Genomic DNA, 22,838 nt, shown 5'->3' with positions numbered 1-22,838 from the left:
GGTTCCAGAGTGTCAACGCCACGCCCTGTCGCGGCCAGAATATAGGATGAATTCATGCCCAAAGGTCTCACTTTTCTGCCATCGCTGGCTCTTGCGGCCATGATGGCCCTGCCTGTCGCCGCTGAAACCGAACCCTCTGCCGATACGGTTGTGGCGCGCGTCAACGGCGACGAGATAACTTTGGGTCACGTGATTGCCACTGCGGCTGGACTGCCGCCGCAATATCAGCAGTTGGAAGACGAGGTCCTGTACCAGTTCATCGTCGAGCAGCTGATCCAGCAACAATTGCTCAGCCAGGAGCAGGACGAGCTGACCCGCCTGAACGCGCTGATGCTGACCAACGAAGAGCGCTCGCTGAAGGCGGTGCAGACGGTGAACCAGATCACCGATGCCCAGGTGACCGACGATGCGATCCAGGCCGCCTACGACGCGCAGTTCGCCGAGTTCCAGGGCGAGGATGAGTTCAACGCCAGCCACATCCTGGTCGCGACCGAGGAAGAAGCCAAAGAGATCAAGGCGCAACTGGATGACGGCGCCGATTTTGCCGAGCTGGCCAAAGAGAAATCCACCGGCCCGTCCGGTCCCAATGGCGGCGCGCTGGGCTGGTTCGGCAAGGGCCAGATGGTTCCCGAATTCGAAGAGGCCGTGATCGGGCTGGAAAAAGGTCAGGTCTCGGACCCGGTGCAGACCCAGTTCGGTTGGCATGTCGTGGTCCTGAACGACAAACGCAAATCCGAAGCGCCCGAGTTTGCGGCGGTGCGGGATGAACTGGCCCAGTCCGTTCGTCAGGAGGCCATTCAGGCCAAGATCGACGAGCTGACCCAGGCGGGCAGCGTCGAGCGCCCCGAGGTCGAGGGCCTGACCCCGGATGTGGTCCGCAAGCTGGACCTGGTTCAGGAGTAACCCGGCGTGGCCAAGATCACCAAGGTGTCTCCGCTGGCCCCCGCGGCCTTTCCTGATCTGCCGGTCATCGACGGTGTGCGGTTCGCCGCCGTCGCCGCCGGGGTGCGGTATCAGGGCCGCACCGACGTGATGCTGGCGGTGCTCGATCCGGGCACCGCGGTGGCCGGTGTGTTCACCCGTTCGGCCACACGTGCGGCGCCAGTGCTGGATTGCCAGGACAAGATCGGCGGGCCCAGCGACGGGCCGGCGGCGATCCTGGTGAACTCGGGCAATGCCAATGCCTTTACCGGACAGTACGGGCGGGCCTCGGTCGAGCAGATTACCGCTGCCGTGTCGCAGGTCACCGGCGTGGCGCAGAACCGCGTGTTCACCTCGTCCACCGGGGTGATCGGCGAGCCGCTGCCGCATGACCGGATCGTGGCCCAGCTGGACGAACTGACCGCCGGCCTGCGCGCCGACGCGTTGGAAGAGGCCGCGCGGGCGATCATGACCACCGACACCTTCCCCAAAGGCGCTAGCGCGCAGGTGGAGATTGACGGCAAAACAGTCTCTATTGCAGGGATTGCCAAAGGGTCGGGTATGATCGCACCCGACATGGCGACGATGCTGGTCTATATCTTCACCGATGCGAGGATCGACCAATCGGCGCTGCAACGGATGCTGGCCGAGCAGACCGACCGGACCTTCAACTGCATCACAGTGGACAGCGACACCTCGACCTCGGACAGCCTGTTGCTGTGCGCGACGGGCGAGTCGGGCGTGGAGGCCACCGGCAATGCCGATTTCGCGCGAGCGCTGGAATCGGTGATGCTGGATCTGGCGCATCAGGTGGTGAAGGACGGCGAAGGCGCCACCAAATTCGTCGAGATCCGCGTGACTGGCGCCGCCTCGGACGCGGATGCCAAAGTGCACGGCATGGCCATCGCCAATTCACCGCTGGTCAAGACCGCCATCGCGGGCGAGGACCCGAACTGGGGCCGTGTCGTCATGGCGATCGGCAAGTCCGGCGCGGCAGCTGACCGGGACACGCTCAGCATTTCCTTCGGCGATATCCTCGTGGCCGAAAAGGGCTGGGTCAGCCCGACCTACCGCGAGGAAAACGCCGCCGCCTACATGAAAGGCCAGGAACTGGTGATCGCCGTCGATCTGGGGCTGGGCGAGGGCAAGGCCACCGTCTGGACCTGCGATCTGACCCACGGGTACATCGAGATCAACGCGGATTACCGGTCGTGAAATCTGAGCAATTCCAGCAAAAGTGGAGCCCGGTTTTGCGTCCGGGATTGCGACCATGAAAACGGTTCTCGTCTCTGCCGTCGCCTTGATCGACGTGGATGGGCGGGTGCTGCTGGCGCAGCGCCCGGAGGGCAAGGCCATGGCTGGCTTGTGGGAATTTCCCGGCGGCAAGATCGAGCCGGGCGAAACCCCCGAGGCTGCCCTGATCCGCGAATTGCACGAGGAACTTGGCATCGACACCTGGGCCTCGTGCCTTGCACCGCTGACCTTTGCCAGCCACAGCTATGACGATTTCCATCTACTGATGCCGCTGTTTGCCTGCCGCAAGTGGCAGGGCATTCCGCAGTCGAAAGAGGGTCAGGCGCTGAAATGGGTGCGGGCGAACGAGCTGCGCAACTATCCGATGCCGGCGGCGGATGTTCCATTGATCCCGATTTTGCGGGATTGGTTGTAGGGCGCAAAGCCAGGGACGTTCGAGTTGATAGGTCTGGATGTCTTGTATGCGGACAAAGCGGCCATTGCGTCCTGAGAACCCAATGACCGCTGTCTACAGGATCGACAGTTCGCAGACTTGTGTCGCGCTCACCAAGTCAAGCGATCAATCTTGATCCGCCATAATAGCTTGGAACAAGCTTGGGTCAGTTACACCTTCGGAGCCAATAATCATCACGCGACTCTCGCAGTCTAGTTTCATCTTATCTCGTAAAGAGGGATTTGTTGCGCCACAGATCAAACCAATCAAGCCCGCCACAGCACTCTCGCCGACTTCAATTCGGCAGTCCCCACTTTGCCCATTTGCGAGCATTCGTACAGCCGGTGCGACCAGAGTTTCGGGTATTGTTATGAAGCCATAAACGGAATTTTCCAGAATTTTCCAGGCGATCTGAGAAGGTTCACCGCATGACAGCCCTGCCATCAGTGTCTCTTCTTCGATTTTTACAGATGTCGGCGCCCCTGCCTTGGCACTTGCAAACAGGCATGGTGCCAGCTCGGGCTCAACGACGATGCTGCGTGGCGCAGCATTGCCCCATTCTTGATGAAAGGTTGCAATCACGGCCGCTGCAAGACCGCCTACGCCCCCTTGAAGGAACAAATGCGTCGGTGGTTCCGATAGCTTTCGCACAATCTCTCGTGCCATCACTCCATATCCTGCCATAACGTCTAGGGGCGCCAGACAATACCCTGGCCATGACGTATCGGACACAATTGTCCAGCCGAACTCCTCTGCATCAATACGAGTTTGCGCGACCGTCGCGTCATAGTCCCCGTTGATCCGAATGACTTTCGCCCCCAATTTTTGCATCGCATCAGAACGAAATGGACTTACTTCTGCATGGATGTAGATTCGACATTTCGCCCCAAACCTTTGTGCACCCCAGGCGACAGATCGCCCGTGATTGCCATCGGTCGCAGATATGATGGTCATTTCAGATATCTGAGACGCAAAGTGCCCATTCCGGATCTCTTCGACAGCGATCTTGCGCCCTTCAGCATCCGACAATTCGCGCTGAATGCTGCGCAGCACTGCATAGGCTCCGCCCAAGGCCTTGAAGCTACCAAGTCCGAAACGTGGGCCTTCATGTTTGTAACAGACAGCCTTGAGGCCCAAAATGCCAGCAAGTCCGGTAAGGTCAAAAATAGGTGTAGGTTTGTATCCCTCCCAGGCCGTGATTTCGTCCTCGGCCTCGTCAAAGCTGGTTCGAGAAAGAATTTCAATGACTTCAGACCCAAACCTTGGCTGAGCGGTTACGAAGTCGGTTTTTGCGGTTTCATATTGCTTGAGCATCGGAAGTCCTTTCTGTGCTTGACCGCAAAAATACTTCACAATTTTCGGGAAAAAGGCTCTATTGACTAGCCACTGGCGATAAAAATTTGCATATTCAAGCTATGGCACGAGAGTATTCATCATCAGGACTAGACGCCTTTGATCTGGCGATTCTCAAACTTTTGCAGCAAGATTGCACGCAGCCACAGCGCCAGATCGGCGAGGCTGTAAATCTTTCGACCGCTTCTGTGCAACGGCGGATCAAACGGATGGAGAGCAAAGGTATCATCTCTGCTCAAGTCGCCCAGATCGACCCAAAGGCCGTCGGACTGCCACTAACCATAGTCGTGGAGGTTGAATTACAGGCAGAAACTGCAGGCCGAATTGATGAAGTAAAGCGTAGCTTCCAAGAAGCGCCCGAAATCCAACAGTGTTACTATGTCACAGGAGAAGTGGATTTCATTTTGATCGTGATAGTTGGAGACATGTCTGAGTATGAAGACCTGACTCAGCGTCTTTTCTTTCCGAATGAAAACATCCGGAAGTTTCAAACTTTTGTTGCTATGGATCGCACCAAATCTGGCATGCGCGTAAATATTTGAATTCGCTCTACCGAAACATCAGATGCGGACATTTGTGCAATCTGCAGCATTTGTTGCATTGGGCTCAAAGCTACCATTTACCACGCTCTGCAAATAGACTGTTATGATATTCTCTTTAGCGTTTCGGCGTAGAAGCAGAATGCAAACCCACGCCGCTCTTTTTTGAAGCGTGCTGTTTCGCAGTTTGTACAAGACGTACAAATCGGAACATCACCCCGGCATCCCTGTTACAATTCGTAAGATTCCGGAAAACATCACGAAAAAGTTGACGCTGATCGTCCTCCTTGTCCTTAATCGGGGCAGCGACGCGCGGGTCTGACCCGGCGACGTCGTTCCGGCCCAAACCGGGGCCGGATGGGGAGGAGAGATAGAATTGGCTCAGACGCAGTCGGGCGCCGAAGGGATGCACTCCCTTCCGGCGCTGCTACACCGCAATGCGACGCAGTTCGGGGATGCCCCGGCCTACCGCGAAAAGGAATTCGGGATCTGGCAGTGCTGGACCTGGGCGGAAACGGCCGCCGAGATCCGTGCGCAGGCACTGGGATTCCTGGAGCTTGGCGTTGAAAAGGGCGACCATATCGCCGTGATCGGGCGCAACCGTCCGGCGCATTACTGGTCGATGGTCGCGGCCCAGATGGTGGGCGCGGTGCCGGTGCCGCTGTATCAGGACTCGGTCGCAGAAGAGATGGCCTATGTGCTGGAACACTGCGGCGCGAAATACGTGGTCTGCGGCGACCAGGAGCAGGTCGACAAGGTCATCGAGATCCAGCAGGACCTCCACCAGGTCAAGCACATCCTGTACACCGACAAGCGCGGCATGCGGAAATACGACCACAGCCAGATGAACGCGCTGAGCGACATCATGGCCGAGGGGCGCGCCGGGCATCACCGGTTCGATGCCGAACTGGACCGCCGCATCGCCGAGATCACCTATGACGACACCTGCGTGATGCTCTATACCTCGGGCACCACGGGCAAGCCCAAGGGCGTGGTTCTGTCGAACCGCAACGTGATCGAAAGCGCAAAGAACTCGGCCGAGTTTGACCACCTGACCCGGAACGAGGATATCCTGTCCTATCTGCCGATGGCCTGGGTGGGCGATTTCATCTTTTCGGTCGGTCAGGCCTATTGGTGCGGGTTCTGCGTGAACTGTCCCGAAAGCGCCGACACGATGATGACCGACCTGCGCGAGATCGGCCCGACCTACTTCTTCGCGCCGCCGCGCGTGTTTGAGACCCAGCTGACCAACGTGATGATCCGGATGGAGGATGCCAGCCCGATGAAGCAGCGGATGTTCCGCTATTTCATGGATCACGCCAAAAAGGTCGGCGGGCGCATCCTGGACGGCCACCCGGTCGGCTTCGTGGATCGCCTGAAATACGCGATCGGAAATGTCCTGGTTTATGGGCCGCTCAAAGACACGCTGGGCTACGGCCGGTTCCGTGTCGGGTACACCGCGGGCGAGGCGATCGGGCCCGAAATTTTCGATTTCTACCGCTCGCTGGGGATCAACCTGAAGCAGCTGTATGGTCAGACCGAGGCAACTGTGTTCATCACCGTCCAGCCCGACGGCGAGGTGCGCGCCGACACCGTCGGTGTGCCTGCGCCCGATGTCGAACTGAAGATCGCCGAGAATGGCGAGATTTTCTATCGCTCGCCCGGAGTGTTCGTTGAATACTTCAAGAACCCCGAATCCACTGCCTCGACCAAGGACCCCGAAGGTTGGGTGGCCACGGGCGACGCGGGGTTCATCGAGGAAAGCAGCGGCCATCTGCGGATCATCGACCGCGCCAAGGACGTGGGCAAGATGGCCGACGGCTCGATGTTCGCGCCGAAATATGTCGAGAACAAGCTGAAGTTCTATCCCGACATCCTCGAAGCGGTGCTGTTCGGCAATGGCCGCGACCGCTGCGTGGCCTTCATCAACATCGACCTGACGGCGGTGGGCAACTGGGCCGAGCGCAACAACATCGCCTATGCCTCGTACCAGGAACTGGCGGGCCATCCGCGGGTGCTGGAGACGATCCGCAGCCATGTGGAAGAGGTCAACAAATCGGTTGCCGCCGACGAGATGCTGTCAGGCTGCCAGGTGCACCGGTTCGTGGTGCTGCACAAGGAACTGGACCCCGACGATGGCGAGATCACCCGCACCCGCAAGGTGCGCCGCAAGTTCGTCGAGGACAAATACGCCGACATCATCGCCGCGCTCTATGACGGGTCTGAGGCGGTATCGACCACGACCGAGGTGACCTATGAAGACGGGCGCAAGGGGTCGATCAGCGCCACGCTGCAGATCGTCGACGTGCCGGTCGTGCCGGTGTCGCATCAGAAGGTGGCCGCGGAATGAGGCCGGTCGTGCGCCGCTCGGCCTGCGGCCATCGCCCCGCCCGCCGTCCCGTTCACCCGCAGTTTGAGGAGTAGACGATGCTGGATGCATCCGACGACGGATATGTCACCGAGGATGGCCGCAAGATCGGCGGCGTGGTGATGGAGATGAAAAACATCACCCTGCGATTCGGCGGCGTGGTGGCGATCAAGGACATCTCGTTCGACATCCGCCAGGGCGAGATCCGCGCGATCATCGGGCCCAACGGCGCGGGCAAGTCCTCGATGCTGAATGTGATTTCCGGCTTCTACATTCCGCAGGAGGGCGAGGTCTGGTTCCACGGGGCGAAACGCCCGCAGATGAAACCCTATGAGGTGGCCCGACAGGGCATCGCGCGGACCTTTCAGAACATCGCCCTGTTCGAAGGCATGAGCGTTCTGGACAACGTGATGACCGGCCGCCTGAACTTCATGAGGACAAACATTCTGCAGCAGGCGATCTGGCGCGGCAAGGCCGAGGCGGAAGAGGTGGAAAACCGCGAGGCGGTCGAGAAGATCATCGACTTTCTGGAAATCCAGCACATCCGCAAGACGCCGGTGGCGCGGCTGCCCTATGGCCTGAAGAAACGCGTCGAACTGGCCCGCGCGCTGGCCGCCGAACCCAAGCTGCTGCTGCTGGACGAGCCGATGGCCGGCATGAACGTCGAGGAAAAGGAGGACATGAGCCGCTTTATCCTGGACGTGAACGACGAGTTCGGCACGACCATCGCCCTGATCGAGCATGACATGGGCGTGGTGATGGACCTGAGCGACCGCGTGGTCGTGATGGATTACGGCAAGAAGATCGGGGACGGCACGCCCGACGAGGTGCGCAACAACCAGGAAGTCATCGACGCCTATCTGGGGGTCAGCCATGACTGAGCACCGCACAGAATTGAGGGGAGGCGCAGATGCCTGATCAGTTGATTTTCGCGATGGAGGTCTTTCTGAACGGCCTCATGGCCGGGGTGCTGTATGCGTTGGTCGCGCTGGGCTTTGTGCTGATCTACAAGGCGTCGGGGATCTTCAATTATGCTCAGGGGGTTATGGCCCTGTTTGCGGCGATGACCCTGGTGGGGATCATGAACGGGCAAGTTCCGTTCTCGCATCTGATCAACGCGATCTTCGGCACGCATATTCACTACTTCGGCTGGAACGTGCCGGCGCTGCTGGCCATTCTGCTGACGATGGGCGTGATGGTCCTGCTTGCCTGGGCGGTGCAGCGCTTTGTCATGCGCCACCTTGTGGGGCAGGAGCCCATCATCCTGTTCATGGCCACCATCGGTCTGGCCTACTTCCTGGAAGGCGTGGCCGACCTGATGTGGGGATCCGAGATCAAGACGCTGGACGTGGGTCTTCCGCAGGGCATCAACCTGTGGATCGACGAGACCACCTACAACATCTTCGGCTACGGCTTCTTCATCGACAACCTGGACATCGTGGCGACGGTCATCGCGGCGCTTCTGGTGGCGGCACTGGTTGCGTTCAGCCAGTACACCAAGCAGGGCCGCGCCATGCGGGCCGTGGCCGACGACCACCAGGCCGCGCTGTCGGTGGGCATTTCGCTCAACTTCATCTGGATCATGGTGTGGTCGGTGGCCGGGTTCGTGGCGCTGGTCGCGGGCATCATGTGGGGCACCAAGTCGGGTGTTCAGTTCTCGCTGTCGCTGATCGCGCTCAAGGCGTTGCCGGTTCTGATGCTGGGCGGGTTCACCTCGATCCCCGGCGCTATCGTCGGCGGGCTGATCATCGGCGTGGGCGAGAAGCTGTTCGAGTTCGCCGTGGGCCCGCTGGTGGGCGGCGCGACCGAGAACTGGTTCGCCTATGTGCTGGCGCTGATCTTCCTGGTGTTCCGGCCGCAGGGCCTGTTCGGCGAGAAGATCATCGAGAGGGTGTAGGCCATGACCAAGCTGATCGCCATCATCAACGTGATCGCGTGGGCGGGGTTCTGGGCCTTTGGGTACATCGCCCTGACCTCGAACGATCTGACCGCCAATCAGCTGACCGTGGCCGCGCTTTTGGCCTTTGCCGGGCTGGTGATGGGTGTTCTGGCCTACATGAAACTGGTGCGCGCCTCGGAGGCGAGCGGATATGCCAAACGGTCCAACCAACTGGACGCCGAAGCCCGCAACCGGGCGCAGGAACAATGGGGAAAGTAAGACATGTTCTATCGTGAGGCCGGAGACTTCAAGACCTCCTACAGGGACGACAACCAGACTTTCCCGATCAAGTTCGACCGGTATCGGTACTATGTGGTGCTGGCGGTGGCGTTCGGGATCATCCCGTTCATCATCAACGACTATTGGGCCAACGCGCTGCTACTGCCCTTCCTGATCTATGCGATCGCGGCGATCGGGCTGAACATCCTGGTGGGGTATTGCGGGCAGGTTTCGCTGGGTACCGGGGGATTCATGGCCGTGGGCGCCTATGCCTGCTACAAGCTGATGACCGCCTTTCCCGAAGTGTCGATGTTCATCCATGTAATCCTGGCCGGCGGCATCACCGCCATCGTGGGCGTGCTGTTCGGCCTGCCCAGCCTGCGGATCAAGGGGTTCTACCTGGCGGTAGCGACGCTGGCGGCGCAGTTCTTCCTGGTCTGGCTGTTCAACCGGGTGCCGTGGTTCTACAACTATTCGGCCTCGGGGCAGATCAACGCGCCGGAACGTGACGTGTTCGGCATCATCATCACAGGCCCCAACGCGCCGGCCTGGGCGACCTATCTGTTCTGCCTGATCTTCCTGACCGCCTGCGCGATCATCGCCCGCAACCTGACCCGCGGCACCACCGGACGCACCTGGATGGCGATCCGCGACATGGATATCGCCGCGGAAATCATCGGTGTGAACCCGCTGCGCGCCAAGCTCAGCGCCTTTGCCGTCAGCTCGTTCTTCGTGGGCGTGTCGGGCGCGCTGTTCTTCGCCATCTACCTGGGCGCGGTCGAGGTGGGCGAGGCCTTCGGCATCCAGAAATCCTTCCTGGTGCTGTTCATGGTCATCATCGGCGGGCTGGGCTCGATCTTCGGATCCTTTGCCGGCGCGGCCTTCCTGGTCCTGCTGCCGGTGGTGCTAAAGGTCGTGGGCGCGGACATGCTGGGCTGGCCCACCGACATCGTCGCGCATCTGCAGCTGGTGATCGTGGGCGGGCTGATCATCCTGTTCCTGATCCTCGAACCGCACGGTCTGGCGCAGCTGTGGCGCGTCGCCAAGGAGAAACTGAGACTCTGGCCTTTCCCGCACTAGGGACCGGCCCAATCAAGAAAGGGGCGCAAAGCCCGAACCAACATCGGACAAACCAAGGGAGGAGACACCCGATGAACAAGAAACTGGCAACAATGGCGCTGGGTGCGCTGATGGCCGCAGGTCCGGCAATGGCCGACCTCGTGTTCCCGTCGCTCAGCTACCGCACCGGGCCTTACGCCGCGGGCGGCATCCCCTTCGCGGATGGCTACGCGGACTATTTCACTCTGCTCAACGAGCGGGACGGCGGCATCGGTGGTGTTCCGGCCAAGGTCATCGAGTGCGAAACCGGTTACAACACCGAGAAGGGTGTCGAATGCTATGAATCGACCAAAGGCGAAGGTGCGCTGGTGTATCAGCCGCTGTCGACCGGCATCACCTATCAGCTGATCCCGAAAACCACCGCTGACGACATCCCGATGCACACCATGGGATATGGCCGCACCTCGGCCAAGAACGGCAAGGTGTTCAGCCACACGTTCAACTACCCGGCCAACTACTGGGACGGTGCCTCGGGTGCGATCAACTATCTGCTCGAGGAAAACGGCGGTGATCTGAGCGGCAAGAAGATCGCGCTGGTCTATCACAACTCGGCCTATGGCAAGGAGCCGATCCGCACGCTGGAAGAGCTGTCCAAGAAGCATGGCTTCGAGCTGGTGGCCCTGCCGGTTGATCACCCTGGCCAGGAGCAGAAATCGCAGTGGCTGCAGATCCGCCGCGATCGTCCCGATTATGTCCTGATGTGGGGCTGGGGCGTGATGAACCAGGTGGCCATCCAGGAAGCCGCGAACATCCGGTTCCCGATGGAGAACTTCATCGGTATCTGGTGGTCGGGCGCTGAACATGACGTGATGCCCGCCGGTGCGGCCGCGAATGGCTACAAGGCGCTGACCTTCCACAACGTCGGCTCGGACTATCCGCTGTATGACGACCTGCAGAAATACGTCATCGACGCGGGCAAGGCCGCCGGCGCCGGCGATCAGGTCGGTACGGTCCTGTACAACCGTGGTCTCTATGCTGCGATGCTGGCCGCCGAAGCCGCCAAGAAGGCACAGGAAATCTCGGGCAAGGCTGACATCACCTCGGGCGACATGCGCGACGGTATGGAAGCACTTGAGATGACCGAAGCGAAGATGGCCGAACTGGGCCTGCCGAACTTTGGTCCGACCTTCTCGGTCAGCTGTGAAAACCACGGCGGGGATGCCCTTGTGGGCGTGACCCAGTGGGATGCAGACAGCAAGACCTGGACTCTGATTTCGGAGTTCAAGGCTACCGATACGGACGTGATCGGCCCGCTGATCGAGGAAGACTCGAGCGCATACGCGGCTGAGAACAACATCGAACCGGGCTGCAACTAAGCGGCACGAACACCGGGGCGGCGGCTGACCGCCGTCCCGAACCGGACAAGCCCCGAACGGGGCAGGCATGAGGACACGCGCTGATGCTGGATGCGGCACAAACCACTGACGTGCAGGCGGAAACCCTGCTTGAGGTCAACAATATCGAGGTGATCTACAACCATGTGATCCTCGTGCTGAAAGGCGTCAGCCTGACCGTGCCCAAGGGCGGGATCACCGCGCTGCTGGGCGGCAACGGGGCCGGCAAGACGACGACGCTCAAGGCGGTGTCGAACCTGCTGCATTCCGAACGCGGCGAGGTCACCAAGGGCTCGATCAAGTATCGCGGCCAGAACGTGCACGAGAGCGATCCGGCCGATCTGGTGCAGAAGGGCGTCATCCAGGTGATGGAAGGCCGCCACTGTTTCGAACATCTGACCGTCGAGGAAAACCTGCTGACCGGGGCCTATACCCGCAAGGACGGCAAGGCCGCCATCCAGCAGGACCTCGAACTGGTCTACAACTATTTCCCCCGCTTGAAAGAGCGGCGTCGGTCACAGGCGGGCTATACCTCGGGTGGGGAGCAGCAGATGGTCGCCATGGGCCGCGCGCTGATGAGCCGCCCCGAGACGATCCTGCTGGACGAGCCCTCGATGGGCCTTGCGCCGCAGCTGGTCGAGGAGATCTTCACCATCGTGAAGGACCTGAACGAACAGGAAGGCGTGTCCTTCCTGCTGGCCGAGCAGAACACCAACGTGGCGCTGCGCTTTGCCCATTACGGATATATCCTGGAATCTGGGCGCGTGGTGATGGACGGCCCTGCCGCCGAACTGCGCGAAAACCCGGACGTCAAGGAATTCTACCTCGGCATGTCCGACGAAGGCCGCAAGAGCTTCCGCGACGTGCGGTCATATCGTCGCCGCAAAAGGTGGCTGTGAGCGGATGGAGGATCTGGCGATGACATTCTACGACGCTCTGGAAACCCGTTCGGCCGATCAGCGCGCCGCCGAGCACTCGGCCGGTCTGCGCGAACAGCTGGCGCGGGCGAAATCCGCGCCCGGTTTCGCGGCCCATTTCGCCGATGTCGATCTGGATGCGGTCCAGACCATCGCGGATCTGCCCGGGCTGCCGGTTCTGCGCAAGTCCGACCTGACCAAGGCGCAGGGACAGCACCCGCCCTTTGGTGGCTTTACCGTCAAACCTGCGCATGGCTTTGCCCATGTGTTCCAGTCGCCGGGGCCTATCTATGAGCCCGGCGGAGTCGATCACGACTGGTGGCGCATGGGCCGGTTCCTGCATGCGGCGGGCGTGGGGCAGGGCGATATCGTGCAGAACTGCTTTGGCTATCACCTGACACCCGCGGGCATGATCTTTGAAAACGGCGCGCGTGCCGTGGGCGCCGCCGTGCTTCCCGCGGGGACCGGCCAGACCGAACTTCAGGTGACCGCCGCGCGCGACGTGGGCTGCACCGCCTATGCCGGCACGCCCGATTACCTGAAGGTGATCCTGGACAAGGCCGACGAGATGGGCGTCGCTTTGAACTTCTCGAAGGCGGTCGTGGGCGGCGGGGCATTGTTCCCCAGCCTGCGCCAGGCCTATGCCGATCGGGGCATTTCCTGCCTGCAATGCTATGCCACGGCCGATCTGGGCAACATCGCCTATGAAAGCGCCGCAATGGAGGGCATGATCATCGACGAGCATGTCATCGTGGAAATCGTGACCCCCGGCACCGGAACACCGGTGGCGGAAGGCGAGGTCGGCGAGGTCGTGGTGACCTCCCTCAACCCCGACTATCCGCTGATCCGCTTTGCCACCGGTGATCTTTCTGCAGTGCTGCCCGGGCAGTCGCCCTGCGGCCGCACCAACCTGCGCATCAAGGGCTGGATGGGGCGCGCCGATCAGACCACCAAGATCAAGGGCATGTTCGTGCGCCCCGAACAGGTGGCCGCGCTGGTCGCCAAGCATGACGAGATCGTCAAGGCCCGCGTCATCGCTGCCCGGCAGGGCGAGATGGACACGATGACCGTGCAGATCGAAAGCCCCGGCGGCGATGATGGCACCTATGCCAAGTCTGTGGTCGAGGTGCTCAAGCTGAAGGGCACGGTTCAGGTGGTGCCGCCCGGTTCGCTGCCCAAGGACGGGCTGGTGATCGAGGATCAGCGCGTCTACGACTGATGCGGCCCGGGGTTCTGCGGCCAAATGCGCCGCAGAAACCTGTGCCTGCCCACTGGCGTTTCCGAGTTTTTTGGTCGATTAAAGGGGAACCGCAACCTTTGCCGACCCGAAGCCATGGCCCAGATCGAATTCTCAGAACATGGATCGCGCAACCGCGGGGCTTTGGGTACCCGGTTCGTCGGGGCCTTGGCCTATCTGGTGGCGGCGGCCTGCCTGTTACCGATGGTCGCCGTGGTGCTGGCGGCCGTCACCGGCGGCACTGACACGATCCGGCATCTGCTGGACACGGTCCTGCCCGGCTATGCGGCCACCACGCTGATCCTGGTCTCATTGGTTTCGGTGGGAACATTCGCCATCGGGGTCGGAGCCGCGTGGCTGGTCACCATGACCCGTTTTCCCGGCGTACGCCTGTTCGAGGTGGCATTGGTGCTGCCGCTGGCCTTTCCAGCCTATGTGCTGGCCTATGCCTATACCTTCATCCTCGATCATCCCGGCATCGTTCAGACCACGCTGCGCCAAGTGACCGGCTGGGGTCCGCGCGACTATTGGTTCCCCGAGATCCGCTCGACCGAGGGCGCGGCAGTGATGCTGATCCTGGTGTTGTACCCCTATGTCTATCTGTTGGCGCGCGCCGCCTTTCTGCAGCAAAGTGCCACCGCCTTTCTGGCGGCGCGGGCGCTGGGCAGCAGCCCGTGGTCGGCCTTTTGGCGGGTATCGCTGCCGATGGCGCGGCCCGCGATTGCCGGTGGCGTGCTGCTGGCAGTGATGGAGACCATCGCTGATTTCGGCACCGTCGCCTATTTCGGGGTTCAGACCTTTGCCACCGGCATCTACACAAGCTGGTTTTCGATGGCCGACCGCGCGGCGGCGGCGCAGCTGGCGCTGTGCCTTCTGGCCTTTGCGCTGGTCATGGCCGTGACCGAGCGCACCCAGCGTGGCAAGGCCAAATACTACCAACCCGGCAAACGCCACGCGGCATTGCCCGCTGCACAGCTGAGCGGTTGGCAGGCTGTGGCGGCATGGATTTTGTGCGCCATTCCGGTTTTGTTCGGCTTTCTGCTGCCGGTGATCGTGCTGACTCAGATGGGATTGGAGTCCGAGCAGAACCTGCTTTCGGTCCGCTATCTCGGGTTCATTCGGAACTCTCTGACGCTGGCTGGAACGGCGGCGGTGATCACCGTCTGCGCCGCGGTCTGCGTCGGTTTCTTCCAACGGCTGAGACCCGGGCGCGGTTCGGCCATGGCGGCTTATGTTGCGCGGTTGGGCTATGCCGTACCAGGCGGCGTGATCGCGGTCGGGCTGATCGTGCCCTTTGCCGGGTTTGACAATGCGCTGGACGCTTGGATGCGGCAGACCTTCGGCGTGTCGACCGGGTTGCTGGTCACGGGCTCGATCTGGCTGTTGGTGGCGGCCTACATGGTGCGATTTTTGGCCGCCGCGCTGAGTGCCTATGAAAGCGGTCAGAGCACGGTACATGCCAACATGGATGCCGCTGCCCGCTCGCTGGGGCAGACGCCATTGGGCACGTTGCGGCGGGTGCATCTGCCGATCCTCACGCCCTCGCTGCTGACGGCGCTGCTGATCGTGTTCGTGGACGTGATGAAGGAACTGCCGGCCACGCTGATCATGCGGCCCTTCAACTTTGACACGCTCGCGGTTCAGGCCTATCGGCTGGCCTCGGACGAACGGTTGGAGGGCGCGGCCGTTCCGTCTCTGGTGATCCTGGCCGTGGGGCTGCTGCCGGTCATCCTGATCTGCCGCCAGGTCGGGCGCCGTCCCTGACGGGCGGTTCAAAAATACCACACCATGTCGTGACAGGCTTGATCTGATCGCATTTTCCGGCAAGGCTGAAGACATGAACATGCAGCCTCCCAGCCGGAACCCTGCAAGTCCGGTCCAGATGCCGGTGGCCTTCAACCGGCAAGAGATGTCACAGATTCTCTCCGTCTATGGACGGATGGTCGCCGCCGGAGAATGGCGTGACTACGGAATATCAAATCTGCGCGACGTTGCCATATTCTCGATCTTCCGGCGGACCGCCGAGCACCCGATCTATCGTGTTGAAAAACACCCCCGGCTGCGTTCAAAGCAGGGGATGTATTCGGTGATGGGTATGGACGGGCGCATCCTGAAACGCGGGCACGACCTGCGCGCCGTCCTGCGGGTGCTGGAGCGCAAGCTGATCCGCTCGGTCGACCCGGATTAGAGCCGCTTGTGCACCGTGACTGGCCCGTCGCCTTGGGCTTCGATCCGGGCAATGGCCTGATCCATCGGTTCAAATACCACCGCCATGTGATGGGCATTGGCATGCAGCAGCATGTTGTCGCCGGACACCCAAGCCACATGGCCTTTCCAGAACAACAGATCGCCGCGCTGCGCCAGGGTGCCGTCGGGCAGTGCCGTGCCAAGCTCCCGCTCCTGGTCGCCGCTGTCGCCGGGGCAGGCAACGCCACAGGCCAGCAGCCCGGCCTGAATCAGGCCTGAGCAATCCAGCCCCCACCGGCTGTTGCCGCCCCACAGGTAGGGGGTGCCCAGAAACAGTTCGGCCACCGCGACCGGGTCGTTCAGCAGGGTTCCGACCGGTTTGACATGCACTGCGGGGATGAACCCAAGCTCGGTCTCGACAAAGCGGTCCTGCTGCGGCAGCACCACGATCCGGCTGCCAAAGCTCAGGCTGACCCGGTCGGGGCTTTTGATGTCGGGTTCCGAATAGGCATGGGTCGCCGGGGCCCAGATCCAATGCGTGGCCGGGGCGTCAGGGCCCAACTGGTCCGCGCGCAGCCAGCCTTGATACCCATCCTTGTCGGAAACCACCCGGCACCAGCCGCCGGACTGTTCGGTGACGTCAAGGCCGTCGCCATACAGCAGCTGACGGTCGCGCGGGCCCTTGGGGTTGCGCAGCAGGTCCACGACGGGGCGGATGACGCGCGCGCGGTTCACAGGCCCAGCATCCCGGGCAGGGCGGTCAACAGGGCGCGCGGCCCTTGTCCCAACCCGCCTTTGCTGCGGCCGGGCTCTTTGGCCTTTTGCCATGAATAGATGTCGAAATGCATGTACCGGCTGTTTTCCACGAACCGCCGCAGGAACAACGCTGCGGTGATCGACCCGGCAAACCCGCCCGCCGGCGCGTTGTCGAGATCGGCGATCCCCGGCTCGATCAACGTCTCATAGGGCGTGTGGAACGGCATCCGCCAGACCGGGTCAGCCGCCTGAACGGCGGCCTGCGACAAGGCCAGCGCGGCGGCATCGTCATCGGTATAGAACGGGGCCAGATCCGCCCCCACCGCCACCCGCGCCGCGCCGGTCAGCGTCGCCATCGAGATCACCAGATCCGGCGCGCCCTCATCTGCCAGCGCCAGCGCGTCGGCCAGAACCAGCCGCCCCTCGGCATCGGTGTTGTTGATCTCGACCGTCAGGCCCTTGCGTGAGGTCAGGATGTCGCCGGGCCGGAACGCGTTGCCCGCCACCGCGTTTTCCACAGCCGGGATCAGCACCCGCAACTGCAGCGGCAGATCCAGCGCCATGATCATGCACGCCAGTCCCAGCACGTTCGCCGCGCCGCCCATGTCCTTTTTCATCAACCCCATCGAGGCACCGGGCTTCAGGTTCAATCCGCCGGTGTCAAAGCAGACGCCCTTGCCGACCAAGGTCAGCTTCGGACCGCTTGTGCCCCAGGTCATCTCGATCAGGCGCGGAGCCTGTTCGGCGGCCCGACCCACCGCGTGGATCATGGGAAAGTTCTGTTCCAGCAAGCTGTCGCCAATGGTGACGGCACAACGAGCCCCGTACTCCTGCGCCAGCGTTTCAACGGCGTCTTGCAGGGCCTGAGGTCCCATGTCGGCCGTCGGAGTGTTGACCAGGTCACGGGTGAGAGCTTCGGCATTGGCCATGATCTCAACCCGCGGAGCATTCACACCGTCCGGCGCGACCAATCGGGCCTTTGCGCCGGACTGTTCGGCATATCGGTCGAAACTGTACCCGGTCAGCAACCAGCCCAAGGCTTCGATTTCGGTTCTGTCTGCCGACAAACCGGACGCAATCCGGTAAGTGCCTTCGGGCAGAACCTCGGCGGCGGCGGCAAGCGGAAAGCGTACCCGAGCGCGCCGGGTGTCTGTTCCATAGCCTGCCAGCGCGAATTGCGGCGCACCCGTCGGTCCGGGAACCAGCAGAACCTGCCCGATTGCGCCGGTGAACCCGTTCGCGACCACCCAGGCCTGTGTCTCATCGGGCTGAGACTTCAGCCAGGGCTCGAGCCCGTCCTGCGCAAGAACATGCAGATCAATGGCAGGAGCATCGGAAGGTGCAAAAGACAGGGACATGGGCGCCTCGGACTGTTCTGGTGCCGCCTACACTAGCCGCCTGTTGTTCGCCCGCAACCCGTCATATCGAAAGATCCTGTTGATCCCATACTGCGGTCAGCGACCGCTCGCCCACCCGGATCAGTCGGCTGAGCGTGGCTCCGGTCGCCACCGCATCGCCGGCATCTACCGTCCGGGCCACGTCGCCGGCGACCCGGGCCAGCGCCGTCATGCCGACCTGTTCGGATATCGCGACCAGAGACTTGGCGCATTTGCGCAGCCCCGCCCAGTCACGTTGACGCCAGAGCCGTTCACAATTCGACAGGCGTACTGCCAGCTCCTCGACCGTTCGGCACAGAACGTCGACCGCGTTCGTTTCACCCAATTGCCGATACAGCCCGTTCAGCCGGTCCGGATCCAGACGCACGGACTCCTTCTGTTCAAGCGTGACGATCTTGTCCACCTCATTCACCCCAATCTTTCTGCCCCCACGGCATCTGCGAACCTGTCACAAAAGACCTTTGCAATTCCTTGCGGCCAATCGGGATAATGTCTCGAATTTTGCTCGAACTTGCGTTAGATCGGCGGTCGAACTGCAAATTTGGGAAAACGCGATGCACCACGCCAAACCTCTGCCGAGCTATCTGGTCAAACGTTACCACGGTTGGAAAGCCACGTCCTATTCCGAAAACCAGGCCTGGTACCGCCGGCTGGCGACCGAGGGGCAGCGTCCGCGTGCGATGGTGATTTCCTGCTGTGACAGCCGGGTCCATGTCACCTCGATTTTCGGGGCCGACCAGGGCGAGTTTTTTATCCACCGCAATATTGCCAACCTGGTGCCGCCCTACGAACCGGACGGCGAGCGCCACGGCACCAGTGCAACCATCGAATATGCAGTGACGGCATTGAAAGTGGCGCATCTGATCGTACTGGGACATTCGCAATGCGGCGGGGTGCAGGGCTGTATCGACATGTGCAAGGGCGAAGCGCCGCAACTGGAAGCCAAAGAGAGCTTTGTCGGACGCTGGATGGACATCCTCAAGCCGAAATTCGATCTGGTCTCCGATGTCGAGGACCCCGCCGAACAGGCGCGCCAGTTCGAGCGTCAGGCGGTTGTCGCGTCGCTCGAAAACCTGATGACCTTCCCGTTCGTGGCCGAGGCCGTACAGAACGGCTCGATATCGCTGCACGGCTTGTGGACCGACATCGGCGAAGGCGGTCTGGAGTATTATGATCCGTCAGGAAAAAAATTCCTGCCGGTTTAGTCTTTAAATCGGAGAAACGCACCCTAATTGAACGGTAGTTCAATTAGGGTGCGGTGACTGTATGGAAAACCTGTTGTCTTTGGCGGCCGACAATCTGGTCTCGCCGATCATTCTCAGTTTTGTGCTTGGTCTGTCAGCGGCATTGGCCCGATCTGACCTGACCATTCCCGAGGCCATCGCCAAGGCGATGTCGATCTATCTGCTGTTTGCGATCGGCTTCAAGGGTGGTGTCAGTGTTGCCGCACACGGGATCGACGCCACGCTTGGCTTGTCCCTCATTGCAGGTGTCATTCTGTCCGCATTGCTGCCCCTGGTGGCGTTCGGCCTGTTGCGCGTGCTGACCAACCTTGACCATGTCAATGCAGGCGCGGTTGCAGCGCATTACGGCTCAATCTCGATCGTCACATTCGTGGCCGGTACGTCGGTTCTGGAAAGTCAGGGCCTGGTGTACGAGGGCTACATGGTGGCTGTTGCGGCGGCGATGGAAGCGCCGGCGATCCTGTCCGCTCTGTGGCTGATCTCCCGCGGCGGCGGAGCCCGCCGGATGGACTCGGATCTCTGGCGCGAGATTGCCCTCAATGGTTCGATCGTTCTGCTGGTCGGGTCGTTTGCAATCGGCTGGATCACGGGCGAGGACGGTCTGGCCGAGATCAGCAGCTTCGTGGTCGCACCGTTCAAGGGGGTTCTGTGCCTGTTCCTGCTGGACATGGGTATCGTTGCCGGGCGCGGATTGCGTGCCGGGCGCGGGCTGATCACGATGGGTCTGCTTGGCTTTGGCGTGCTGATGCCCCTGATCGGGGCCGGTGCCGGGTTGGTGGCCGCGCTCCTGTTGGGTCTGTCCACCGGTGGAGCGGTGTTGCTGATGGTGTTGGGCGCCTCCGCCTCGTACATCGCGGTTCCGGCGGCGATGCGCGTGGCCGTGCCCGAGGCGAACCCGTCCATCTATCTGACCCTGTCTTTGGGCGTCACGTTCCCATTCAACCTGGCGCTGGGCCTGCCGATCTACGTCTCGGTCGCCCGGGCCGTTACCGGAGGATAAAGCGATGCAGACACATGATGCCAAACGGGTCGAGATCACCATCGAAGCCATCGTGAAGTCCCGTCTGACGGATGCTCTGGTCGATCAAGGTGTGACCGGGTTCACGATCCTGCCGGTGCTCGGCGGATCGGGACGATCGGGTGAATGGAGCCGTTCTGGCCAGGTCAGCCGCGCCAGCGGGATGGTCCAGGTCATCTGCATCATTCGCCCCGATCGCTTGGACGGGCTGCTGAGCGCGATCCTTCCCGTACTTGATCGCCATATCGGGGTTGTAAGCGTCACCGATTGCCAGGTTCTGCGGGCCGAGCGTTTCTGACCCGGAGATCTTGGGATCGGATGCGCGACTAACTACCGGATTCATGGCGTGGACCCATGCACGATGTGCGGAGCGAACAGGCAAACCCCTGTTCGCAAAACCACACATTTTCCTTCAGAGCGGGCTGACTGACAAACATCGTTGATGGCAACCCGGACGGGCGCTAGCATTTCAGCCAGCATCTTGAGGTTGGCCGTATTGAGCATCGCCTACAGAAGGGAAATTGACGGCCTTCGGGCAATTGCCGTGTTGCCAGTGGTCTTCTACCACGCCGGATTGTCATGGCTGTCCGGTGGGTTTCTGGGTGTTGATGTCTTCTTCGTCATCAGCGGCTACTTGATCACGTCGCTTCTGATCGTGGATATTCAACGCGGACGGTTGTCCATCGTTGATTTCTACGAAAGGCGAGCCAGGCGGATTCTTCCGGCCCTTTTTGTGATTCTGGCCGTGACGACCTGCCTGGCGTGGATCTGGATGCTGCCGGCCGATCTCAGGGTCTATTCGCGAAGCCTGTCATCCGTCGCGGTTTTCCTGTCGAACGTCTTCTTCTTCCGGAACAAGGACTATTTCGCGGATGAATTCGACATGCATCCGCTCCTCCACACCTGGAGCCTTGCGGTGGAAGAACAGTTCTACCTGCTGTTTCCGCTACTGCTGCTGTTTCTGTTTCGAAGAGGGACCCGGACCTGCATCATTGGCCTAACGGTGTTGCTTTTGGCTAGTCTGTTGCTGGCGCAGTGGACATCGGAAAACGAACCGAGGGCAGGGTTCTACCTCATCTATACCCGCGCGTGGGAGCTTTTGGCCGGCGCGATATGCGCCTTCGTTCCGCGGCAGGACAAGGGGCGTTTCTCGACTGTGCTGACCCTGCTGGGCATGGCCGGGCTGCTGGTGTCTTACGTGATGTTCGACCGGTACACGCCGCACCCGTCAATCCTTACGGCCGTGCCCGTTCTGGGAACCGTTCTGGTCATCCTTTTCGCCAGCCAACGGGACCCGGTGGGGGCGCTGTTGTCGTCTCGGATCATGGTCTGGATCGGCCTGATCAGCTACAGCCTTTATCTGTGGCACTACCCTTTATTGGTCTTTGCCAAGATCCGGAGTGTTCCGGCCCCAACGCCGCTGACCATCGCCAGCCTTGTTGTGCTGGCCTTTGTGCTCTCCGCCTTGACATGGCGCTTCGTCGAGCAACCCTTTCGCCGTCGCAGGGAAGGTCTGTTCAGCCGCCGGGGGATCTTCATCGGAAGCGCCGCGATATCGGCTTTGGTGTTCTCGGTCGGGGTGTTGATCTTCGCAACCGATGGCGCGCCCGATCGCAAGGCGCTGCGCGATCTCGATCTGCCAAGGCTGACCGAAAGCCTGGCTCCGAACCGCGGTTTTAGCAATGAATGCAACGGTCGGATGCCGGTGCCGGACAGCTGTGCGACTTCCGAGTCTCCCAAGGTTGCGGTTTGGGGGGACAGTTTCGCCATGCATCTGGTGGTCGGCCTGACCGCGGCCTATCCCGAGCTTGGGGTCGTCCAGCTGACCAAGTCGCTCTGCGCGCCGATCGCCGGTATCGCCTTTGCCGATCGCGGCCGGACCGGAGAATCCCCGCAGGCCTGTCTGGATTTCAGCGACCAGGTGCTGGATTATGTCACTTCGACCGACAGCATTGACTATGTCATCGTCTCATCGCCGTTCTACTACCTGTTCGAGCCCGGCGGACTCGCCGCCGTTGACGGTGCAATGGACCCCGAAGGTCCGCAGAGCACGGTTCTGCGGAACCTGGAAAAAACGCTCGAACGGCTTGTGTCTGCCGGTAAAACCCCGATCGTTGTGTCTCCGCCCCCCTCGAATGGCCAAAACCTGGGCTATTGCGCGGTGAATGCAGAACTCCGAGGCGCTGACCCGGATCTGTGCGACTATTCGTTCGCGGACATACAGCCGGAGCTTCTTGAGGTTGCTGAGATGCTGCACCAGCTCGAGGGCCGCCACAAAGTCGTCTGGCTGGATCGGATACTCTGCGATGCTGACGGCATGTGCCGCGCCAGCGACGGCACGACGGCATACTATCGGGATGGTCGCCATCTCTCGAAAGAAGGTTCGCGCGAACTTGGGTGCCGCACCGGCGGATGGTTCCTGTTCGGGGACGAACCTAATGGGCCAGCCGACACTGGCGCTGTGGGTCCTGCTAATGACCGTCCCTGCAGCCAGTTTCAACAGAACGCCGACCTGGCCCAGAGCGCGCCGACCGGGGAGTGATTCCTCAGCCCTGCATTGGTCTGCCGCCCGCGCGCCGCGGTACTGCAGCGCGTGGCACGGG

22 protein-coding genes are annotated in these 22,838 nt (G+C 61.5%); 18 read left to right on the top strand and 4 right to left on the bottom strand.

Annotated elements, in window-relative coordinates; genetic code table 11:
• The first annotated feature begins 54 nt into the window (after positions 1 to 54).
• Genes AC2FM5_RS06110 through mutT form a run of 3 tightly spaced genes read left to right on the top strand, consistent with a single transcriptional unit; the run spans position 55 to position 2,590 of the window.
• Positions 55 to 903, top strand: coding sequence for a peptidylprolyl isomerase (locus AC2FM5_RS06110; protein WP_496734459.1), 849 nt, complete (start codon positions 55 to 57; stop codon positions 901 to 903).
• Positions 904 to 909: 6 nt separating this feature from the next.
• Positions 910 to 2,136, top strand: a complete 1,227-nt coding sequence (gene argJ, locus AC2FM5_RS06105) for a bifunctional glutamate N-acetyltransferase/amino-acid acetyltransferase ArgJ (protein WP_496734457.1) — start codon at positions 910 to 912, stop codon at positions 2,134 to 2,136.
• Positions 2,137 to 2,191: 55 nt separating this feature from the next.
• Positions 2,192 to 2,590, top strand: a complete 399-nt coding sequence (mutT, locus tag AC2FM5_RS06100) for an 8-oxo-dGTP diphosphatase MutT (RefSeq protein WP_170340762.1) — start codon at positions 2,192 to 2,194, stop codon at positions 2,588 to 2,590.
• 144 nt (positions 2,591 to 2,734) lie between these two features.
• Here the strand turns inward: mutT and AC2FM5_RS06095 are convergent, their stop codons facing one another.
• On the bottom strand, positions 2,735 to 3,922 hold the full coding sequence (locus AC2FM5_RS06095; RefSeq protein WP_170440904.1) for a diaminopropionate ammonia-lyase: 1,188 nt from the start codon (positions 3,920 to 3,922) through the stop codon (positions 2,735 to 2,737).
• A gap of 101 nt (positions 3,923 to 4,023) precedes the next feature.
• On the opposite strand from AC2FM5_RS06095, the gene AC2FM5_RS06090 reads away from it, so the two are divergent.
• The 11 genes from AC2FM5_RS06090 (at position 4,024) to AC2FM5_RS06040 (ending at position 15,821) form a co-directional block, all read left to right on the top strand.
• Positions 4,024 to 4,503, top strand: coding sequence for an Lrp/AsnC family transcriptional regulator (locus AC2FM5_RS06090; RefSeq protein ID WP_496734454.1), 480 nt, complete (start codon positions 4,024 to 4,026; stop codon positions 4,501 to 4,503).
• Between the two features lie 403 nt (positions 4,504 to 4,906).
• The gene (locus AC2FM5_RS06085) at positions 4,907 to 6,850 is read left to right on the top strand and encodes an AMP-binding protein (RefSeq protein WP_496734491.1); all 1,944 of its coding nucleotides are present in this window, start codon (positions 4,907 to 4,909) and stop codon (positions 6,848 to 6,850) included.
• 77 nt (positions 6,851 to 6,927) lie between these two features.
• Entirely contained in the window at positions 6,928 to 7,749 is an 822-nt protein-coding gene (locus AC2FM5_RS06080; RefSeq protein WP_170364002.1) for an ABC transporter ATP-binding protein, read from the top strand.
• A 29-nt stretch (positions 7,750 to 7,778) separates the two neighbouring features.
• Entirely contained in the window at positions 7,779 to 8,765 is a 987-nt protein-coding gene (locus AC2FM5_RS06075; protein ID WP_170340766.1) for a branched-chain amino acid ABC transporter permease, read from the top strand.
• 3 nt (positions 8,766 to 8,768) lie between these two features.
• Positions 8,769 to 9,026, top strand: a complete 258-nt coding sequence (locus tag AC2FM5_RS06070) for a hypothetical protein (protein WP_170340767.1) — start codon at positions 8,769 to 8,771, stop codon at positions 9,024 to 9,026.
• 3 nt (positions 9,027 to 9,029) lie between these two features.
• Positions 9,030 to 10,106 (top strand): branched-chain amino acid ABC transporter permease, encoded by a 1,077-nt coding sequence (locus AC2FM5_RS06065; protein WP_170361181.1) that lies wholly within the window; start codon positions 9,030 to 9,032, stop codon positions 10,104 to 10,106.
• Between the two features lie 71 nt (positions 10,107 to 10,177).
• Positions 10,178 to 11,461, top strand: a complete 1,284-nt coding sequence (locus AC2FM5_RS06060; RefSeq protein ID WP_170361184.1) for an ABC transporter substrate-binding protein — start codon at positions 10,178 to 10,180, stop codon at positions 11,459 to 11,461.
• Positions 11,462 to 11,544: 83 nt separating this feature from the next.
• Complete coding sequence (locus tag AC2FM5_RS06055; protein ID WP_170342738.1) at positions 11,545 to 12,378, top strand: ABC transporter ATP-binding protein; 834 nt, start codon at positions 11,545 to 11,547, stop codon at positions 12,376 to 12,378.
• A 19-nt stretch (positions 12,379 to 12,397) separates the two neighbouring features.
• Complete coding sequence (locus AC2FM5_RS06050; protein WP_170361186.1) at positions 12,398 to 13,615, top strand: phenylacetate--CoA ligase family protein; 1,218 nt, start codon at positions 12,398 to 12,400, stop codon at positions 13,613 to 13,615.
• 114 nt (positions 13,616 to 13,729) lie between these two features.
• Positions 13,730 to 15,397: an ABC transporter permease gene (locus AC2FM5_RS06045; RefSeq protein WP_170361188.1), complete on the top strand. Its 1,668-nt coding sequence runs from the start codon at positions 13,730 to 13,732 to the stop codon at positions 15,395 to 15,397.
• Between the two features lie 73 nt (positions 15,398 to 15,470).
• Positions 15,471 to 15,821: a DUF2794 domain-containing protein gene (locus tag AC2FM5_RS06040; protein ID WP_170342743.1), complete on the top strand. Its 351-nt coding sequence runs from the start codon at positions 15,471 to 15,473 to the stop codon at positions 15,819 to 15,821.
• On the opposite strand, the gene AC2FM5_RS06035 is transcribed toward AC2FM5_RS06040, so the two are convergent.
• The 3 genes from AC2FM5_RS06035 to AC2FM5_RS06025 all read right to left on the bottom strand — a co-directional run bounded on the left by AC2FM5_RS06035 (position 15,818) and on the right by AC2FM5_RS06025 (position 18,385).
• Positions 15,818 to 16,555 carry a C40 family peptidase gene (locus AC2FM5_RS06035; protein WP_496734449.1) on the bottom strand — a complete coding sequence of 246 codons (738 nt, stop codon included), beginning with the start codon at positions 16,553 to 16,555 and terminating at the stop codon, positions 15,818 to 15,820. The genes AC2FM5_RS06040 and AC2FM5_RS06035 overlap by 4 nt on opposite strands.
• The gene (locus AC2FM5_RS06030; RefSeq protein ID WP_496734447.1) at positions 16,552 to 17,934 is read right to left on the bottom strand and encodes a leucyl aminopeptidase family protein; all 1,383 of its coding nucleotides are present in this window, start codon (positions 17,932 to 17,934) and stop codon (positions 16,552 to 16,554) included. The genes AC2FM5_RS06035 and AC2FM5_RS06030 overlap by 4 nt, the downstream gene beginning before the upstream one ends.
• 61 nt (positions 17,935 to 17,995) lie before the next feature.
• The gene (locus tag AC2FM5_RS06025) at positions 17,996 to 18,385 is read right to left on the bottom strand and encodes a hypothetical protein (protein ID WP_496734445.1); all 390 of its coding nucleotides are present in this window, start codon (positions 18,383 to 18,385) and stop codon (positions 17,996 to 17,998) included.
• Between the two features lie 142 nt (positions 18,386 to 18,527).
• Between AC2FM5_RS06025 and AC2FM5_RS06020 the strand changes: the two genes are divergently transcribed.
• From AC2FM5_RS06020 to AC2FM5_RS06005, 4 genes are all read left to right on the top strand, one after another.
• On the top strand, positions 18,528 to 19,178 hold the full coding sequence (locus tag AC2FM5_RS06020; protein ID WP_093963954.1) for a carbonic anhydrase: 651 nt from the start codon (positions 18,528 to 18,530) through the stop codon (positions 19,176 to 19,178).
• Between the two features lie 61 nt (positions 19,179 to 19,239).
• Positions 19,240 to 20,217, top strand: coding sequence for a sodium-dependent bicarbonate transport family permease (locus AC2FM5_RS06015; RefSeq protein WP_170361196.1), 978 nt, complete (start codon positions 19,240 to 19,242; stop codon positions 20,215 to 20,217).
• A gap of 4 nt (positions 20,218 to 20,221) precedes the next feature.
• On the top strand, positions 20,222 to 20,533 hold the full coding sequence (locus AC2FM5_RS06010) for a P-II family nitrogen regulator (protein WP_093963956.1): 312 nt from the start codon (positions 20,222 to 20,224) through the stop codon (positions 20,531 to 20,533).
• 144 nt (positions 20,534 to 20,677) lie between these two features.
• Positions 20,678 to 22,777: an acyltransferase family protein gene (locus AC2FM5_RS06005; protein ID WP_496734442.1), complete on the top strand. Its 2,100-nt coding sequence runs from the start codon at positions 20,678 to 20,680 to the stop codon at positions 22,775 to 22,777.
• Positions 22,778 to 22,838: the final 61 nt, after the last annotated feature.

This window comes from Ruegeria sp. BHSA162 (assembly GCF_059613385.1).
This window is presented reverse-complemented; position numbering and strand designations above follow the sequence as displayed.

Bases quoted from the DNA above. Each gene is read 5' to 3' on its own strand.
- AC2FM5_RS06110 (WP_496734459.1), top strand. From the start codon at position 55: ATGCCCAAAGGTCTCACTTTTCTGCCATCGCTGGCTCTTGCGGCCATG.
- mutT (WP_170340762.1), top strand. From the start codon at position 2,192: ATGAAAACGGTTCTCGTCTCTGCCGTCGCCTTGATCGACGTGGATGGG.
- AC2FM5_RS06095 (WP_170440904.1), bottom strand. From the start codon at position 3,922: ATGCTCAAGCAATATGAAACCGCAAAAACCGACTTCGTAACCGCTCAG.
- AC2FM5_RS06090 (WP_496734454.1), top strand. From the start codon at position 4,024: ATGGCACGAGAGTATTCATCATCAGGACTAGACGCCTTTGATCTGGCG.
- AC2FM5_RS06085 (WP_496734491.1), top strand. From the start codon at position 4,907: ATGCACTCCCTTCCGGCGCTGCTACACCGCAATGCGACGCAGTTCGGG.
- AC2FM5_RS06080 (WP_170364002.1), top strand. From the start codon at position 6,928: ATGCTGGATGCATCCGACGACGGATATGTCACCGAGGATGGCCGCAAG.
- AC2FM5_RS06075 (WP_170340766.1), top strand. From the start codon at position 7,779: ATGCCTGATCAGTTGATTTTCGCGATGGAGGTCTTTCTGAACGGCCTC.
- AC2FM5_RS06070 (WP_170340767.1), top strand. From the start codon at position 8,769: ATGACCAAGCTGATCGCCATCATCAACGTGATCGCGTGGGCGGGGTTC.
- AC2FM5_RS06065 (WP_170361181.1), top strand. From the start codon at position 9,030: ATGTTCTATCGTGAGGCCGGAGACTTCAAGACCTCCTACAGGGACGAC.
- AC2FM5_RS06060 (WP_170361184.1), top strand. From the start codon at position 10,178: ATGAACAAGAAACTGGCAACAATGGCGCTGGGTGCGCTGATGGCCGCA.
- AC2FM5_RS06055 (WP_170342738.1), top strand. From the start codon at position 11,545: ATGCTGGATGCGGCACAAACCACTGACGTGCAGGCGGAAACCCTGCTT.
- AC2FM5_RS06050 (WP_170361186.1), top strand. From the start codon at position 12,398: ATGACATTCTACGACGCTCTGGAAACCCGTTCGGCCGATCAGCGCGCC.
- AC2FM5_RS06045 (WP_170361188.1), top strand. From the start codon at position 13,730: ATGGCCCAGATCGAATTCTCAGAACATGGATCGCGCAACCGCGGGGCT.
- AC2FM5_RS06040 (WP_170342743.1), top strand. From the start codon at position 15,471: ATGAACATGCAGCCTCCCAGCCGGAACCCTGCAAGTCCGGTCCAGATG.
- AC2FM5_RS06030 (WP_496734447.1), bottom strand. From the start codon at position 17,934: ATGTCCCTGTCTTTTGCACCTTCCGATGCTCCTGCCATTGATCTGCAT.
- AC2FM5_RS06020 (WP_093963954.1), top strand. From the start codon at position 18,528: ATGCACCACGCCAAACCTCTGCCGAGCTATCTGGTCAAACGTTACCAC.
- AC2FM5_RS06015 (WP_170361196.1), top strand. From the start codon at position 19,240: ATGGAAAACCTGTTGTCTTTGGCGGCCGACAATCTGGTCTCGCCGATC.
- AC2FM5_RS06010 (WP_093963956.1), top strand. From the start codon at position 20,222: ATGCAGACACATGATGCCAAACGGGTCGAGATCACCATCGAAGCCATC.
- AC2FM5_RS06005 (WP_496734442.1), top strand. From the start codon at position 20,678: ATGGCAACCCGGACGGGCGCTAGCATTTCAGCCAGCATCTTGAGGTTG.